Source organism: Stutzerimonas stutzeri, assembly GCF_000590475.1.
GTDB classification, from domain to species: domain Bacteria; phylum Pseudomonadota; class Gammaproteobacteria; order Pseudomonadales; family Pseudomonadaceae; genus Stutzerimonas; species Stutzerimonas stutzeri_D.
Window position 1 is genome coordinate 2,575,293 of the sequence record NZ_CP007441.1, and the last position, 16,535, is coordinate 2,591,827.

General features: G+C 57.5%; 11 protein-coding genes. 7 read left to right on the forward strand and 4 right to left on the reverse strand.

What is annotated here, in order from left to right:
- The first annotated feature begins 91 nt into the window (after positions 1 to 91).
- On the forward strand, positions 92 to 1,642 hold the full coding sequence (locus CH92_RS11845) for a LysM peptidoglycan-binding domain-containing protein (RefSeq protein WP_080689996.1): 1,551 nt from the start codon (positions 92 to 94) through the stop codon (positions 1,640 to 1,642).
- A 23-nt stretch (positions 1,643 to 1,665) separates the two neighbouring features.
- On the opposite strand, the gene CH92_RS11850 is transcribed toward CH92_RS11845, so the two are convergent.
- On the reverse strand, positions 1,666 to 3,111 hold the full coding sequence (locus tag CH92_RS11850; RefSeq protein ID WP_025241987.1) for an HDOD domain-containing protein: 1,446 nt from the start codon (positions 3,109 to 3,111) through the stop codon (positions 1,666 to 1,668).
- A 142-nt stretch (positions 3,112 to 3,253) separates the two neighbouring features.
- On the opposite strand from CH92_RS11850, the gene CH92_RS11855 reads away from it, so the two are divergent.
- Genes CH92_RS11855 through fabI form a run of 6 tightly spaced genes read left to right on the forward strand, consistent with a single transcriptional unit; the run spans position 3,254 to position 11,485 of the window.
- The gene (locus tag CH92_RS11855) at positions 3,254 to 5,083 is read left to right on the forward strand and encodes an extracellular solute-binding protein (RefSeq protein WP_025241988.1); all 1,830 of its coding nucleotides are present in this window, start codon (positions 3,254 to 3,256) and stop codon (positions 5,081 to 5,083) included.
- Positions 5,080 to 6,960, forward strand: a complete 1,881-nt coding sequence (locus CH92_RS11860) for an extracellular solute-binding protein (protein WP_025241989.1) — start codon at positions 5,080 to 5,082, stop codon at positions 6,958 to 6,960. The genes CH92_RS11855 and CH92_RS11860 overlap by 4 nt, the downstream gene beginning before the upstream one ends.
- Positions 6,961 to 6,962: 2 nt before the next feature.
- Entirely contained in the window at positions 6,963 to 8,036 is a 1,074-nt protein-coding gene (locus CH92_RS11865) for a microcin C ABC transporter permease YejB (protein ID WP_025241990.1), read from the forward strand.
- 3 nt (positions 8,037 to 8,039) lie between these two features.
- Positions 8,040 to 9,059: an ABC transporter permease gene (locus tag CH92_RS11870; protein ID WP_025241991.1), complete on the forward strand. Its 1,020-nt coding sequence runs from the start codon at positions 8,040 to 8,042 to the stop codon at positions 9,057 to 9,059.
- A gap of 1 nt (position 9,060) precedes the next feature.
- Complete coding sequence (locus CH92_RS11875; protein WP_025241992.1) at positions 9,061 to 10,710, forward strand: ABC transporter ATP-binding protein; 1,650 nt, start codon at positions 9,061 to 9,063, stop codon at positions 10,708 to 10,710.
- Entirely contained in the window at positions 10,691 to 11,485 is a 795-nt protein-coding gene (gene fabI, locus CH92_RS11880) for an enoyl-ACP reductase FabI (RefSeq protein WP_025241993.1), read from the forward strand. Before CH92_RS11875 ends, fabI begins: the two co-directional genes overlap by 20 nt.
- Positions 11,486 to 11,554: 69 nt before the next feature.
- On the opposite strand, the gene CH92_RS11885 is transcribed toward fabI, so the two are convergent.
- From CH92_RS11885 to lon, 3 genes are all read right to left on the reverse strand, one after another.
- On the reverse strand, positions 11,555 to 13,411 hold the full coding sequence (locus CH92_RS11885; RefSeq protein ID WP_025241994.1) for a SurA N-terminal domain-containing protein: 1,857 nt from the start codon (positions 13,409 to 13,411) through the stop codon (positions 11,555 to 11,557).
- Positions 13,412 to 13,620: 209 nt separating this feature from the next.
- A complete protein-coding gene (gene hupB / locus CH92_RS11890) occupies positions 13,621 to 13,893 on the reverse strand; it encodes a nucleoid-associated protein HU-beta (protein WP_003282502.1) in 273 nt (90 codons plus the stop codon).
- 135 nt (positions 13,894 to 14,028) lie between these two features.
- Positions 14,029 to 16,425 (reverse strand): endopeptidase La, encoded by a 2,397-nt coding sequence (lon, locus tag CH92_RS11895; protein ID WP_025241995.1) that lies wholly within the window; start codon positions 16,423 to 16,425, stop codon positions 14,029 to 14,031.
- Between the last annotated feature and the right edge of the window lie 110 nt (positions 16,426 to 16,535).

Sequence of the window (16,535 nt, forward strand, 5' to 3'; positions counted from 1 at the left end):
ATCAGTCTTCAAAAAGCGTGGCGCCGGGTTGACCCACCGGAACGGCATTCCTACACTCCCTCGAATTTTGCGCCAGGGAAACCTTCAGCCAATGCCGTCTGACTCATCAAACAGCCCTCATCCGGACGCCTTGGCAGCCTCCGGCCGGGCACTGGCGCTGGCTATTTGTCTCGCTATCACCGGCTGCCAAAGTACCGTTTCGCGTACGTCGCCAGAACACGACGTTCAAACGCAGACTGGGCCTCAGGTCCAGGACACCCTGTGGCTCACAGACGTAAAACCTGCCGCTCCGACTCATTCGGACATCTGGGATCGCATGCGGCACGGCTTCAAGTTGCAGGATCATCTGGACAGCAACCCTCGCATCGAACAACAGCGCCTGCTTTTCTCAAGCCGTCCGGAATCTATCGAGACGGCCAGCGAGCGAGGCAGCCCGTACATTCACTACATCGTCGAGCAATTGGAAGAGCGCGATATGCCGCTCGAGCTGGCGCTGCTGCCCATAATTGAGAGTGCCTACAACCCCTTTGCCTATTCGCCAGCCCGGGCGGTAGGCCTATGGCAATTTATCCCCTCGACCGGTCGGCACTTTAATCTGCAACAAACCAGCTGGTACGACGGCCGGCGCGACATCACCGCTTCCACCACCGCAGCACTGCGCTACCTGACGTACCTGCATGGCTTGTTCAACGATGACTGGCTACTGGCGCTGGCAGCCTATAACGCCGGCGAAGGAACGGTCAGCCGTGCAATCGAGCGTAACCAGAAGCTCGGCTTGCCAACTGATTACTGGAATTTGCCTCTGCCCCGCGAAACGCGAGATTACGTGCCCAAGCTGCTAGCGCTTTCGCAGATGGTGCAAAGTCCTGAAGCATACGGCCTCAACCTGACCCCGATCGCCAACGAACCTTATTTCGAAGTGGTCGCGCTGAAACAACGCATGGATCTCGCCAGGGTCGCCAAAATGGCAGACCTCGAGGAAGACGAAATCTATCAGCTGAACCCCGCCTTCACCCGTCGCATTACGCTGGACGGCCCACAGCATCTCCTGGTTCCAAGCGCCAAGGCAGAGATGTTCGCGGCCAACCTGGCCCTGATGAAACCGCAGGATCTGGTCGACTGGCAGCAATACCAGGTTCGCCCGGGCGACACGCTTGGCGCAATCGCCAACAGGCATAACCTATCAGTCAATATCATCCGTGATATCAATCGTCTTCGGGGCGATCGCCTGCAGATCGGCCAAATCCTGAGCATTCCGCAATCGGCCGGGCCGGGGCAGTCTCGCGAGCTCCTCCATGCCGTAGCGCGAAGCCAACCAGCACCGCGCAATTATCGGGTCCGCAAGGGCGACAACCTCTGGGATATCGCCAAGACACAGAAAGTCTCGGTTCATGATCTGCAGCGCTGGAACAACCTGTCAGGCAGTAACATCAAGGTAGGCCAAGCGCTGTTTCTTCAGGCAGCCGGCGACGACAAACGAGCTAAACCCGCGCCAACCTATTACAAGGTCAAGAAAGGCGATTCGCTCTACGAAATCGCCAAGCGTTTCAATGTTCAGATCAATAATCTGAAGACTTGGAATCCCAGGGACAGCGTAATGCTCAAACCAGGCCAGACCCTCACACTGTATATCCCACATTAAGTCGCTGGGCAGGCCGCACCTCGTCAGCCGCGTCTGCCCAGCGCATCGAGGCAGCGTCCAGCCAGCTGGGTGAATCGCTGGAAGGCAACGAACTGTTCGTGCTTCAGCGCTCGGCCGGTTAACCGGTTATCCGCGTAGAGCACGCCGATTTCGCGCGTGCCTGCCATCAGCGGCGCAATGAAAAACATCCCTTTACCCAGCTGCTGGCGAAGCGGCAAGGTCACCAGCTCCTCAAGGTTATAGCTTGCAGGTACGCCCATCCATAGTGGCTGTCGTTGGCGAAGCACGTAGCTGAAGATATGCGACTGCCCCGACGGATCGACAGGCAAGACGAAAGCTTCAAGCCAAGATTGAGTTTGCTCCCCCGCGACGCACCTGGCGCGAAATGCAGTTTGGTGATCGGCCAGGACAGTCAGCATCACGCGCTCTAGCCCTGCTCCCTCGTGCAGTCCCTTAAGCAACGCATCGAGAATCAGGCCGACGTCACCTCGACTTGCGGCCATCATTCCAAGATCCTGCATGGCCTGTTGCATCAACAGCAGATTCGGCTGCAGGTGGCTCGCCGTGCGCTGCGCCTGTTGCCGCTGCACTTGCTCTGGGTCGGTTGAAGGAATCAGCTTACACAGTCGACTGGCCCCGAACGTCGCCGCCACGTTCACCGCTTCATCAGCACTGGCGAGGACCTGCTGCATCGCGTCCGCTTCGGATATACCACTGAACTCGGCAAGCTCCTTGACCAGGCCTTCCATCTCTGGACAACCCCAACCGTTCAAGGCCGCCGAACCAATGCGAACGCCCAGACTGACCGCGTGCACCGCGGGGTCACGTAGATTCGCCGAACCGTGAGCGAAGCTGGCAAGCTCGCCGATATTCCAGCTCTTGATCAGGCCCAGGTTCAATTGGCGAAAACTGGTACCAAGCACCCGCTCGACAGCCTGATCATGGTCCGCGTCGCTAGCCGCGAGAGCCTCACCGAGCTCGTCGGCCTGTTCGCCACCGCAGCCCCAGAAGGCAAGTTCACCGACCTCATGGAGCAGCGCTGCAATGAAAACTTCCTCCTCATGCCTCGTCAAAACGTAACCGGCGATGTTGCGCGCTTGCACAGCAGCATGAAACGAACGTGCAAGCAGTTCCTGCAATTGCTGGCGCGGCGCACGATCAAGCAGACCATCAATCAGGCTGACCGAAAGACTGATCAAGCGAACATTGTCGAAGCCGATCATGACGATGGCACGCGAGATGGTCTTGATAGTTTCCTGCGACGGGTTGTAGTAACTGCTATTGCCAACGCGAAGTACCTTGGAGGTCAGCGCGGCGTCGCGCAACAGCACATCCGCAAGCTGTTGCACAGACGCATGCTCGTGCTCCGTAAGGCGCTGCAAATCCTGTACGACCGCCGCCAACGCGGGCAGCTCAGATTGGTTCAAGCGGTCTATCCATGACTGCAGACCATAGCTCGTTTCACTCAAAATCTGCGACCTCACCCTGTGATCGGGCGGCTAGAAGGGAAAGGCAGTTTGCCCAGATAGTCGCCCTTTTTCCAGCGGATACAAGCTGTTACTGTACTCCGCCGAAAAGACCGAAAGCGCCATGGATCGGATTCACCATTTGATGCGACCCATCCTATTGTTATTGAGCTGCCTGGGAGTGAGCTTTCCATCGTTCGCGACCATCAGCGAGAGCCACGGTTACGCGCAGTTCGGGACCCTCAAGTATGCGGAAGGCTTCACCCATTTCGACTGGGTGAACCCCGATGCGCCGAAGGGTGGACGCTTGCAGCTGATGGCGTCCGGTACATTCGACACGCTCAACCCTTATACCTTCAAAGGAACCAGCCCAAGCGCGACTCCGGGCTTCTTCCAGTACGGCATCAGCGAGCTGAACGAACCGTTGATGGTGGGCACCGGCGTTTACGATCCGTCCGGCGACGAACCGGCCTCGGCATATGGGCTTATCGCGGAGACTATCGAGTACAGCGATAACCATAGCTGGGTAGTGTTCAATCTGCGCGACTCGGCCCGTTTCCATGATGGCCACCCTATTACTGCTTACGACGTGGCTTTTTCCTATCGTTTGCTGGTCAAGGATGGCCACCCCCGATACCGTACCGATCTGCAGGGGATAAAGCGCGTCGATATCCTCAATCGTCATCGAATTCGCTTCGTATTCGATAAACCGGGTCAGCCGCTACTGATCATGCGTCTCGGCGAGCTGCCGGTACTGCCGCAACATTATTGGAAAGACCGAGATTTTCGCGCCACGACGTTCGAGCCCCCACTCGGCAGCGGGCCTTACCGCGTCAGCGAGGTCCAACCTGGACGTCGCCTGAGCTTCGAGCGAGTGAAGAACTGGTGGGGCGCGGATATTCCAGCCAACCGCGGAAAATACAATTTCGATCGGATCGATGTGGAGTTTTATCGGGACACCACGGTCGCATTCGAAGCCTTCAAGGTCGGCGAATTCGATTTCTACATCGAGCATCAAGCGAAAAACTGGGCCAACGGCTATCAGTTTCCGGCGGTTCTGCGCGGTGATGTGATCCGCGCGGAGATCCCGCACCAGATCCCTACCCAGACCCAGGCCCTGTTTATGAACGGGCGCCGACCGGCGTTTGCCGACGTCAAGATCCGTCAGGCTCTGGGCATGCTGTTCGATTTCGAATGGACCAACCGCGCCCTGTTCTACGGCGCTTATCAACGCAGCGAAAGCTACTATCCGAACAGTGAATTCTCGGCGACCGGTACACCGGAAGGAGGCGAATGGTTGCTGCTATCGCCGTTCCGGGACCAGCTACCGGCGCAGCTGTTCACCGAACCGTTCGAACTACCGAAAACGGACGGGCGCGGCATCCCACGCGACACCTTGCGCAAAGCACTGGCGTTGCTTGGTCAAGCCGGCTGGAAACTGACCCCTGACGGTCTTCGCAACAAGGCAGGCCGCGTTTTTCGATTCGAGATCCTGCTCGTCAATCCGGGGCTCGAACGTATTCTCCAGCCCTACGTGGAGAATCTGGCGCGCATCGGTATCCAGGCCCGCTTGCGAACCGTTGATGGTGCACAGTACAAACAGCGCCTGGATCAGTACGACTACGACATGATCCTGACAACGCTGGCCCAGAGCCTCAGTCCTGGGCTCGAACAGTGGTTGTATTTCCATTCCAGCCAAATAAACGTCAAGGGCGGCCGCAACTACGCCGGTGTCGCCAACCCGATCATCGACAGGCTGCTCGAGAAACTGCTTGCAGCCAAGACCCGTGAAGAGCAGATTGCCGCAGCGCGCGCTGTCGACCGCGTCCTGCTCTGGAACCACTACACCATCCCCAACTGGTACATCAGTTACCACCGCCTGGCATACCGCAATCGGTTCGCGCATGTCACCACACCGCCTTACACCCTCGGGCTGCGTGCGTGGTGGTTGAAGGACCTGGAGAAGGCTCAATGACAAAAAACGCACGACTGTCGATCCTGCATGCAGGCGTCCTGGCTCTCCTTTGTCTGGCGAACACAGCCGAGGCGGCTCCCCGGCACGCGCTGACGCTGTACGACGAGAAGCCCAAATACCCTGCGGATTTTTCCCATTTCGACTACACCAACCCGGACGCACCCAAGGGCGGCACCTTGCGCCAGGCGGGCTTCGGCAGTTTCGATTCGCTCAACCCCTTCATTAACAAAGGCGTAGCCGCTGACGACATCGGCCTCATCTATGACACCCTGACAACCAATAGTCTGGATGAGCCTTTCACGGTATACGGCCTGCTGGCAGAAAAAATCGAGAAGGGTCCGAACAATGAGTGGGTACGTTTTTACCTGCGCCCGGAAGCGCGCTTTCACGACGGCGAGCCGGTTACGGCGGAGGATGTGGTGTTCACTTTCGAGACGTTGGTCAATAAGGGCGCGCCGCATTATCGAGGCTATTACGCCGATGTCGAAAAAGCCGTAGTCGAGGGCCCTCGTCGCGTCCGGTTCGATTTCAAGCACGCCGGTAATCGTGAGCTGCCGCTGATACTGGGGCAGCTCCCGGTTCTGCCGAAGCACTGGTGGGCGCAAAGAGACTTCACCACCGGCAGCATGGAGCCGCCGTTGGGCAGTGGTCCCTATCGCATAGAACGTGTGGAGGCCGGTCGCTCGGTGCGCTATGCCCGCGTCGAGGATTACTGGGGCAGGAATCTGGCAGTCAACCGGGGCTTCTATAACTTCGACCACGTGCACTTCGACTACTACCGAGATAACACGGTGGCCCTGCAAGCCTTTAAAGCCGGGCACTTCGATTACTGGCTGGAAACCAGCGCGAAGAATTGGGCCACCGCTTACGATATAGATGCGGTCAAAAACGGGCGAATCATCAAGGAGGAGATCGCCAATCGCAACCCACAAGGCATGCAAGGTTTCATTTTCAATACCCGCAGGAAAAATTTGCAGGACGTCAGAGTTCGGGAAGCCCTCGCACTGCTCTTCGACTTCGAATGGACCAACCGCCAGCTGTTCAACGGCGCCTATACCCGCACCACCAGCTATTTCGACAATTCGGAGCTCGCTTCTTCGGGATTGCCGAGCGAAAAAGAACTGAGCATTCTCGAACCCCTGCGCGGCCAGGTACCCGACGAAGTGTTCGAAAAGCCCTTCAAGTTGCCTCAGACCAAAGCCGATGGCCTGATCCGCGAACAACAGCGTCGAGCCTACGAGCTGCTCACTGCCGCGGGCTGGAAAATCGAAAACGACCGCATGATGGATGCCGACGGCAAGCCGGTCAAACTGGAATTCCTGCTGGTACAAGCAGACTTTGAGAGAGTATTGCTACCCTACAAGCGTAACCTGGCCGGCCTGGGTATCGATCTGGAAATTCGCCGCGTTGATGTCTCGCAGTACATTAACAGGCTGCGTTCACGCGACTACGACATGATCGTCAGCGGTTTCGGCCAGTCCAGCTCTCCAGGTAACGAGCAGCGTGAATACTGGCACTCGACGAGTGCGGACAACCCTGGAAGTCGAAACTTCATCGGCTTGAAGAATCCCGCCATCGATACGCTGGTGGAAAAGCTGATCGCCGCCGATTCGCGTGACGAGCTGATCACCCGTACCCGTGCGCTGGATCGCGTACTGCTTTGGGGGCATTACGTCATTCCGAACTGGCACATCAAGACCTGGCGCGTCGCCTACTGGAACCATCTGGCCCACCCCGAAATCACGCCCAGCTACGATATCGGCCTGATGACCTGGTGGAACACGCCCAACGTGGAAACCCCCGTCCCGAAAGCGGTTGACGAGGAGCCAGTCGCCAACACAGATGGCGCTAACGCCACCCGTGCGGCGGAGCGATAGGTATGCTCGCATACGTTTTCCGGCGGGTGCTGCTGATCATACCTACCCTATTCGGCATCCTGCTGATCAACTTCATCATCATCCAGGCCTCGCCAGGCGGCCCGGTCGAGCAGGCGATCGCTAAGCTTGAAGGGTTCGAAGGAGCGACAAGCCGCATCGCCGGCGGCGGCTCCGAAGTGGCCACCGGCAGCAACAGTTACCGGGGCGCACAAGGCCTGGATCCGGATCTGATCGCCGAGATCGAGCGCCTGTACGGCTTCGACAAGCCGGCGCCGGAACGTTTCTGGATCATGCTCAGCAATTACCTGCGCTTGGATTTCGGCGAAAGCTTTTTTCGCGATGCCACGGTGACAGAACTGATTGTCGAAAAGATGCCGGTGTCGATCTCACTGGGTCTCTGGAGCACGCTGATCATGTATCTAGCGTCGATACCACTTGGCATCGCCAAGGCGACCCGCCATGGCAGCCCGTTCGACGTGTGGACCAGCTCGGCGATTATCGTCGGTTATGCGATACCGGCGTTTTTGTTCGCGATTCTGTTGATCGTCCTGTTCGCAGGCGGTAGCTATTGGAACTGGTTTCCACTAAGGGGGCTGACCTCAAGCGACTTCGACGACCTGACCCTCACTGGCAAGATTGTCGATTACTTCTGGCACCTGGCGCTTCCGGTCACGGCCCTGGTGATCGGCAACTTTGCGACCCTGACCCTGCTGACTAAGAACAGCTTTCTCGACGAGATCAACAAGCAGTACGTAATCACAGCGCGGGCGAAAGGCCTGAGCAAGAATCGCGTGCTCTACGGTCACGTATTTCGCAATGCAATGCTGATCATCATCGCTGGCTTTCCATCAGCTTTCATAGGCATGTTCTTCACCGGCTCGCTGCTGATCGAGGTGATTTTCTCGCTCGACGGACTTGGCTTGCTCAGCTTCGAAGCTGCCATCAACCGCGACTATCCCGTCGTGTTCGGCACGCTGTTTCTCTTTACCCTGCTCGGCCTGGTGGTCAAGTTGATCGGCGATTTGACCTACACGCTCGTTGATCCGCGAATCGACTTCGAAAGCAGGGAGGCCTGACATATGCCGTTGTCGCCACTGAATCAGCGCCGCTTCGCCCTGTTCAAAGCTCACAAGCGCGGCTGGTGGTCGCTGTGGCTGTTCCTCACGCTGTTTATCCTGAGCCTGGGCGCCGAGCTGATCGCCAACGACAAGCCGATCGTGATTCGTTTCGATGGCGGTTGGTATTTCCCGGTGTTCGAACGTTATCCAGAGACGGTGTTCGGCGGTGAGTTTCCGCTGCAGGCTGATTACAAGGGCCCCTACATCCAGGAGCTGATCGAAAATAAGGGCGGCTGGATGATCTGGCCACCGATTCCGTTTCACCATTCCAGCATCAATTACGATCTTCAGGTCCCCGCTCCCGCCCCCCCCTCGTGGGATAACTGGCTGGGTACCGACGACCAGGGCCGGGATGTGCTTGCACGGGTCATCTACGGCTTTCGTATCTCGGTCCTATTTGCGCTAACGCTGACGCTGATCAGCTCGGTAATCGGCGTCATTGCCGGTGCACTGCAAGGGTTCTATGGCGGCTGGGTCGATCTCGTTGGGCAGCGAGTGCTGGAAATATGGTCAGGACTGCCCGTGCTTTACCTGCTCATCATTCTCGCAAGCTTCGTGCAACCCAACTTCTGGTGGTTGCTAGGCATCATGCTGCTGTTCTCCTGGATGAGCCTGGTCGACGTGGTCCGCGCCGAGTTTCTGCGCGGCCGCAACCTTGAATACGTACGCGCGGCGCGAGCCCTTGGTATGCGCAACGGCGCGATCATGTTCCGTCATATTCTGCCCAACGCGATGGTTTCGACCATGACTTTCATGCCGTTCATCCTGACCGGCGCGATCGGCACGCTGACTGCCCTGGATTTCCTTGGCTTCGGCCTGCCACCAGGCGCTCCATCTCTGGGAGAGCTGGTGGCGCAAGGGAAAGCGAATTTGCAGGCGCCATGGCTAGGCATCAGTGCATTCATGGTCCTCGCGATCATGCTGACCTTGCTGGTATTTATCGGTGAGGCTGCTCGCGACGCCTTCGACCCCAGGAAATAGCATGACTGAGAATCTGATAGAGGTCCGCGATCTGGCTGTCGAGTTCATAACCGGCGGTCAGGCACAGCGAGTCGTCGAGGCGGTGAGCTTCGATATCCGCAAAGGCGAGACCCTGGCGTTGGTCGGTGAAAGCGGCTCTGGCAAGTCCGTCACTGCTCATTCGATCTTGCGTCTGCTGCCCTACCCGCTCGCGCAGCACCCGGCCGGTGAAATTCGCTACGCCGGTGAAGACCTGATCAAAGCAAGCGAGAAGCGCATGCGCGCCATACGCGGCAACCGCATCGCTATGGTGTTCCAGGAGCCGATGACCTCGCTCAACCCGTTGCACACCATTGGCAAACAGATCAACGAAGTGCTGCAGATTCACAAGGGGCTCAACGGCAAGGCAGCCACGGCACGCACGCTCGAACTTCTCGAACTGGTCGGAATACCGGAGCCGGCCAAGCGGATCCGAGCCTATCCCCACGAGCTGTCAGGCGGCCAGCGTCAGCGTGTGATGATCGCCATGGCATTGGCGAACGAACCCGAGTTACTTATTGCCGACGAACCGACCACCGCGCTGGACGTGACGGTACAGCTGAAAATACTTGAGCTGCTCAAGGAATTACAGGCACGCCTGGGCATGGCTCTGCTGCTGATCAGCCATGATCTGAACCTCGTTCGCCGAATCGCTGATCACGTATGTGTCATGCAGAGCGGTCGCGTCGTCGAACAAGCATCTTGCGAAGAACTGTTCGAGTCACCGCAGCATCCTTACACCAAGGAACTGCTCGCGGCGGAACCTAGCGGCGGGCCGGTAGCGGTTGACGGCTCGTCGCCGACGCTGCTGGAAGTAAAGGACGTGCGAGTCTGGTTTCCCATTAAAAAGGGGCTATTCAGGCACACCGTCGACCATGTGAAGGCGGTTGATGGGGTCACGTTCAGTCTGCCAAAGGGTCAGACGCTGGGCATCGTCGGTGAAAGCGGCTCGGGAAAATCGACACTGGGATTAGCAATTTTGCGACTGTTGTCCAGCACCGGGCAGATTAGATTTCAGGATCAAGCTCTGGAGAAGATGTCCCAACGGGCGGTACGCCCTTTACGACGCCAGATGCAGGTGGTGTTCCAAGATCCTTTCGGCAGTCTCAGCCCACGGATGTCAGTCAGCCAGATCGTCGGAGAGGGGCTCAGTATCCATGGAAAGGGTTCTGCCGAGGAACAAGCGCAGACGATCATCGATGCGCTCGTCGAGGTTGGACTCGACCCGGAAAGCCGCCATCGCTACCCTCACGAATTTTCCGGGGGGCAGCGGCAACGAATCGCCATAGCCAGGGCACTGGTACTCAAGCCTGAGCTGATCCTGCTTGATGAGCCAACCTCGGCACTGGATCGAACCGTACAACGGCAGGTGGTGGAGCTACTACGCTCGCTACAGGCCAAGTACAACCTGACCTACCTGTTCATCAGCCATGATCTGGCGGTGGTACGGGCGCTCAGTCATCAGATGATGGTGGTCAAGCAAGGCAAGGTCGTTGAACAGGGAGCAGCCGAGGCTATCTTTGCTGCTCCCCAACATCCGTATACACAGCAGTTGCTGGAATCTGCCTTTATGGTTCCAGCAACTGATGAACAACCAGAAGAGGGACAAGCACATGGGTTTTCTTACCGGTAAGCGCGTACTGATCGTCGGCGTCGCCAGCAAGCTGTCGATTGCCTCAGGCATCGCCGCCGCCATGCATCGTGAAGGCGCCGAACTGGCATTCACCTATCAGAACGAGAAGCTCAAGGGTCGCGTCGAAGAGTTCGCCGCAGGCTGGGGCTCGGGTCCGGAGTTGTGCTTCCCGTGCGACGTCGCCAGCGACGATGAAATCGCCAAGGTTTTCGAAGAGCTGAGCCAAAAGTGGGACGGCCTGGACGGTATCGTTCACTCAGTAGGCTTCGCCCCGGGTGATCAGCTCGACGGTGACTTCACCGACGTAACGACCCGCGAAGGGTTCCGCATCGCGCACGACATCAGCGCCTACAGCCTGGTCGCATTAGCCAAGGCCGGGCGCCCAATGATGAAGGGCCGCAATGGCAGCATCCTGACGCTCTCCTACCTGGGTGCCGAGCGCACCATGCCCAACTACAACGTAATGGGCATGGCCAAGGCCAGTCTCGAGGCAGGTGTTCGTTATCTGGCAGGCAGCCTCGGCCCGGAAGGCACTCGCGTCAACGCCGTATCCGCCGGCCCCATCCGCACGCTGGCAGCCTCCGGGATCAAAAGCTTTCGGAAGATGCTGGCGGCCAATGAAAAGCAGACACCCCTGCGCCGCAACGTCACCATCGAGGAAGTCGGCAATGCCGGCGCGTTCCTCTGCTCTGATCTAGCATCTGGTATCAGCGGAGAAATTCTTTACGTCGACGGCGGCTTCAACACTACCGCAATGGGCGCGATGGAAGATTGATTTTTACCGCTCACAAAAAAACCGCATCCAGGATGCGGTTTTTTTTGTCTTGCCGTTATCCACGCTTGATCAGAAGGTTTCGATCTCGGCGTCGGTATGCAGCATCTCACGGTAAGCCGCGAAGTCTTGCTGACCGCTGCGCGAGGCCAGGAAGCGCCTGTAGTTCTGCTTGTCCTCTTCCGAAAGCTCGGTTTTCGGCTCGCTGACACCATTCAGACGTACAACGACGAAATCCCCATCCGCAAGACGAACACTGCCGTAAGTCGGTTTATCGGTCGCCTCAGGCTTCGGCATGCGGAACACCTGCTGAAGCACCGCCGGTTCCATGCCTTCCTGGTTGCGCGAAGCGGCCTCCACCAGATTCCATGGCTGATCCGCCTGCTCTCCTCCATCACGCAGCGTCGCGATCATTCGTTCACCCGCTTCACGCGCCTGTTCGGCTGCCTTGCTGCGCTGTAGCTGGGCAACGATGTCATCCTTCACAGAATCGAAAGGCAGCACTTCCGGTTGCAGATGCTCTTTCGCACGCACCGCAACGACGGTGTCCGGATCCAGTTCGATAACACTACTATTGGCAGCATCGATCAGAACCTCGTCGCTGAACGCCGCCTGAACAACCTGCCTATTGGCTGCGATGCCAGTACCACCCTCACGTCCGAACGCCTCTGTCGTCTGCACGGACAAGCCCAACTCCTGCGCCGGCTGGGCAAGATCGGATGACTCGAATGCGGTGTCTTCCAATTGCTTGCTCGCCTCGACAAAACGCTGTTCAACCTGCTGCGCCTTGAGCTCACGTACCAGCTCCGGCTTCAGGCTCTCCAGCGTCGGAACTTCGGGTGACTGCAGATCCAACAACTTGATCAGATGCCAGCCGAAATCGGAACGCACCGGAGCCGACACCTGGCCTTCATTGAGTGCATACAACGCCTTTTCGAAAGCCGGGTCATAAACGCCCGGCCCGGCAAAGCCCAGATCGCCGCCATCATTGGCCGAGCCAGGATCCTGTGAGACCTCTTTGGCCAGTGCCGCGAAATCCTCACCGCTAGCCAAGCGCTTGGCAATCTCCTCGATCTTTTTCTTCGCATCGGCGTCGCTGGCGTCATCGGCCTCGATCAGAATATGCGCCGCACGGCGCTGCTCCGCCAGACTAGCGATGCGCTGCTGATAAAGGTCATTCACTTGCTCATCCGAGACGTCGACCTGATCAAAGAACGATTCCTTGTTCAATTCGACATATTCGAGAACAACCTGCTCCGGCGAGCGAAAACGATCAGTGTTCTGCTCGTAGTATTCACGCGTCTCTTCGTCACTGACCTCAACCGCAGCCGCATCTGCCTGCACGGTAATGGTGGCGAAATCGCGGGTTTGCTGCTCCAGGCGAGCAAAGGCTTCGATCTGCTCATCCGTAACGAAGCCGGAACCGGAAATACCAGCGCGCAACTGGCCAGTCAGCATTTCCTGTTTCAGCAGCTCGCGGAATTGGAGGCGTGTGTAGCCCATCTGCTGAATGACCTGATCGAACCGCGCTGCGTTGAAAGCGCCGTCTACGGTAAATTCCGGTGTTTGCAAAATCAGCTGATCGAGCGCGGTCTCGGAGAAGGCGAAGTCGGCGTCACGCGCACCTTGCAGCAACAGCGCACGATCAATGAGCGCGCGCAGGGATGACTCGCGTACCAGTTTGTCATCCAACAGCGAGGGATCGAAATTGCTCCCCAACTGCTGAGCCAGCTGCCGACGCTGCATGTTCATGGCTTGGTTGAGCTCGCCCAGCGAGATCTCCTCACCGTTGACCTCAGCGGCATTCCGGCTGTTGCTGGCGGCATTGAAGATGGCATCAAAGCCGGTCAGCGCCAGTAGCATAACGATGATGCCGATGATGGTTTTGGCAATCCAGCCTTGTGAATTGTCCCTGATGTTCTGAAGCATGCGTCCCCCAGGAGTCAGCTGCGCAATGTTTTCTGCAGCACGGGTGGAATCCGGATAAAAGAAAGGCGCATCCAGGGATGCGCCTTCTCGGAGCTTTTGGAGCGGTTGAGCTTTATCCCCCAAGCCCGAACGCAACAGGCAACTGCCTGTTCGACTAACCGCTCCAAGCCAGGCCAGCGCTAACTGGCAACCGGCCGGATCGAAAACGCTTAGTTGACAGCGTCTTTCAGAGCCTTGCCAGCTTTGAAACCCGGGATCTTGGCCGCAGCGATGTTGATTGGCTTGCCAGTCTGCGGGTTACGGCCAGTACGAGCAGCACGTTCCTTGACAGCGAAAGTACCGAAACCAACCAGCACCACGGAATCACCAGCCTTCAGGGCGCCAGTGACGGATTCAATCACTGCATCCAGCGCGCGGCCAGCAACAGCTTTCGGGATATCAGCAGATGCAGCGATGGCATCGATCAGTTCCGACTTGTTCACTCTAAGTCCCCTTATTTCTGTTGAGTCGTATCTTTAATTTTTTGGGTGTTAAGCAAAGCGGTGCTGAAATAGCAGCAACACAGAGGGCCGGCTTATATCAAGGCCACCGAAAATGTGTCAACAAAGCCTTTCAGACTAATGCGTGCTGATTCGCTCCTTGGAATCAGACTCGCGCTTGTCGTCCTTTGCAACAATATCGGGAGCCGCATCGGGCAAGGGCTCCGGCGCGTATTGCAGCGCAATTTGGAGGACTTCGTCAATCCACTTCACCGGTTTAATCTGGAGGTCCTGCTTAATATTCTCAGGAATCTCTTTTAGATCACGTTGATTTTCTTCAGGAATGATCACCGTCTTGATTCCACCGCGATGTGCGGCAAGCAATTTCTCCTTCAGCCCCCCGATAGCCAAGACCTGCCCCCGCAACGTGATCTCCCCGGTCATCGCCACTTCAGCGCGAACAGGAATCTGCGTCAGCGCCGATACGAGCGCGGTACACATCCCGATTCCTGCGCTTGGACCATCCTTGGGCGTTGCACCCTCGGGTACATGGATGTGTATGTCCTGCTTCTCGTGGAAATCTACCGGAATGCCCAGGCTCTTGGCTCGGCTACGTACAACCGTAAGTGCCGCGGTGATCGATTCTCCCATCACATCACCCAGCGAGCCCGTCTTTGTCAGCCGGCCCTTGCCTGGAACTACAGCCGCCTCGATAGTAAGCAACTCGCCGCCAACCTGAGTCCATGCCAAACCAGTGACCTGGCCGACTTGGTCCTGTTGCTCTGCAAGCCCATAGCGGAATTTGCGTACGCCAAGGAAATGCTCCAGCGAATCAGCGGTAACCTTCACTTCGAAGCTCTTTTCCGCCGCATGCTCCTTGACTACCTTGCGGCAGACCTTCGCAACCTGGCGCTCCAGACCACGAACGCCCGCCTCGCGGGTGTAATAACGGATGATGTCGCGGATGGCTTCCTCGTCAAAGAGCAGCTCGGCCTTTTTCAGTCCATTGGCCTGAACTTGCTTCGGAACCAGGTAGCGAATCGCGATATTGATCTTTTCGTCCTCGGTATACCCGGGAAGACGGATGATCTCCATGCGGTCCAGCAGCGGCGCCGGAATATTCATGGAGTTTGCGGTGCAGAGAAACATTACGTCGGACAGGTCGTAATCGACTTCGAGGTAATGATCATTGAAATTATGGTTCTGCTCTGGATCAAGCACTTCGAGCAGTGCGGAAGCCGGATCGCCTCGCATGTCGTTGCCCATCTTGTCGATCTCATCAAGCAGGAACAGCGGATTGCGAACCCCGACCTTGCTCATTTTCTGGATCAACCGGCCAGGCATCGAGCCGATGTAGGTCCGGCGATGGCCCCTAATTTCAGCCTCGTCCCGCACGCCACCCAGTGCCATCCGCACGAACTTACGATTGGTCGAGCGCGCAATGGACTCTGCCAGCGAGGTCTTACCCACACCAGGAGGACCGACCAGGCACAAGACAGGCCCCTTGAGTTTTTTCACACGCTTCTGGACTGCGAGGTACTCCAGAATACGATCTTTCACTTCCTCTAGACCGTAGTGGTCGGTATCAAGCACTTCCTCAGCCTTGGCCAAGTCCAGACGCACCTTGCTGGCGGCTTTCCACGGCACATTCACAAGCCAGTCGATGTAAGTCCGGACCACGGTAGCCTCAGCCGACATCGGAGACATCTGCTTGAGCTTGTTCAGTTCGGTTGTCGCCTTGGCATGCGCATCTTTGCTAAGACCGGCATTTTCGATGCGTTTCTTCAGGTCATCGACTTCGTTGTGGCCTTCATCGATATCGCCCAGCTCTTTCTGAATGGCCTTCATCTGCTCATTCAGGTAGTACTCGCGCTGGCTGCGCTCCATTTGCTTCTTGACGCGGCCGCGGATGCGTTTCTCCACCTGCAGCAGGTCGATTTCGGCGTCTAACAGCGCGAGTACATGTTCGACACGGGCAGGCAGGTCGGTGATTTCGAGAATGGCCTGCTTCTGCTCGATCTTCAGTGCCATGTGCGCAGCCATGGTATCTACCAGGCGTGCGGGCTCATCAATGCTTGCCAGCGATGAAAGCACCTCGGAGGGAACCTTCTTACCGAGCTGTACGTATTGTTCAAACTGGCTTAGCAGACTGCGGGTAAAGACTTCCGCCTCGCGCTCTTCGATTTCCGATTCGTCGATCAGCGAGACTTCAGCGCGGCAGTGATCGTCCACGTCGAAGAAGCGGTCGATAACACCACGCTGTTCACCTTCGACGAGCACCTTGACGGTGCCATCCGGCAGCTTGAGCAGCTGAAGCACGGTGGCAACCGTACCCACACGGTACAGAGCCTCTTCGGCCGGATCGTCATCGGCCGGATTTTTCTGGGCCAGAAGCAGTATCTGCTTGTCACCGGCCATTGCGGATTCGAGGGCCTCGATGGATTTTTCCCGGCCAACGAACAGCGGAATCACCATGTGCGGGTAGACCACTACGTCGCGCAGCGGCAAAAGGGGCAATTCGATGGTTGTCTTCATAAATTCAGCTCTACGACGGCCATACGGCGGTAAACGGGAGACACTCTGGCAATCAAGATGAGGGCATGCAGGGCAAAAAACAAGGATGCTAGAGAAAAGCAAAGGGGCCC

Excerpts from the sequence above, each read along its gene's own strand:
- CH92_RS11860 (WP_025241989.1), top strand. The coding sequence starts at position 5,080 with ATGACAAAAAACGCACGACTGTCGATCCTGCATGCAGGCGTCCTGGCT.
- CH92_RS11855 (WP_025241988.1), top strand. The coding sequence starts at position 3,254 with ATGCGACCCATCCTATTGTTATTGAGCTGCCTGGGAGTGAGCTTTCCA.
- CH92_RS11865 (WP_025241990.1), top strand. The coding sequence starts at position 6,963 with ATGCTCGCATACGTTTTCCGGCGGGTGCTGCTGATCATACCTACCCTA.
- CH92_RS11870 (WP_025241991.1), top strand. The coding sequence starts at position 8,040 with ATGCCGTTGTCGCCACTGAATCAGCGCCGCTTCGCCCTGTTCAAAGCT.
- CH92_RS11885 (WP_025241994.1), bottom strand. The coding sequence starts at position 13,411 with ATGCTTCAGAACATCAGGGACAATTCACAAGGCTGGATTGCCAAAACC.
- CH92_RS11845 (WP_080689996.1), top strand. The coding sequence starts at position 92 with ATGCCGTCTGACTCATCAAACAGCCCTCATCCGGACGCCTTGGCAGCC.
- CH92_RS11875 (WP_025241992.1), top strand. The coding sequence starts at position 9,061 with ATGACTGAGAATCTGATAGAGGTCCGCGATCTGGCTGTCGAGTTCATA.
- lon (WP_025241995.1), bottom strand. The coding sequence starts at position 16,425 with ATGAAGACAACCATCGAATTGCCCCTTTTGCCGCTGCGCGACGTAGTG.
- fabI (WP_025241993.1), top strand. The coding sequence starts at position 10,691 with ATGGGTTTTCTTACCGGTAAGCGCGTACTGATCGTCGGCGTCGCCAGC.